Below are 336 nucleotides of genomic sequence, written 5' to 3'. Positions count from 1 at the left end.
CTCATGTGAGTTCGGCTTGCGGAATTATGCACCAGTTTGCCCCTTAAGGCGCGTCACTGGTATTAATCCGAAATGATGAACATTCCTTTCCCATGGGATAACTGATGAAAAACGACGATGCTCAACTCATCCAACGCGTCCTCGCAGGCGATGATACTGCGTTCTCCGTGCTTGTGAGAAAGTACCAAAAGCCGGTTCACGCCCTTGCGTGGCGGAAAATTGGAGATTTCCACATCGCTGAGGAGATTACGCAGGACACCTTTTTGAAAGCCTATCAAAAATTGTCAATGCTCAAGGAACCACAACGTTTTTTGAGTTGGCTTTATGTGATCGCGA

General features: G+C 47.3%; 1 protein-coding gene. It reads left to right on the top strand.

Features of this window, described 5'->3' with window-relative positions:
- Positions 1-104: 104 nt before the first annotated feature.
- Positions 105-336 (top strand): sigma-70 family RNA polymerase sigma factor (locus J4G02_22940; GenBank protein MCE2397365.1); only part of this gene is annotated, 232 nt, incomplete at its 3' end.

This window comes from Candidatus Poribacteria bacterium, from assembly GCA_021295755.1.
In the GTDB taxonomy this organism is placed as follows: Bacteria; Poribacteria; WGA-4E; order WGA-4E; family PCPOR2b; genus PCPOR2b.
Note: the sequence above shows the minus strand (reverse complement) of the source record. Positions and strands in the feature narration are given on the sequence as shown.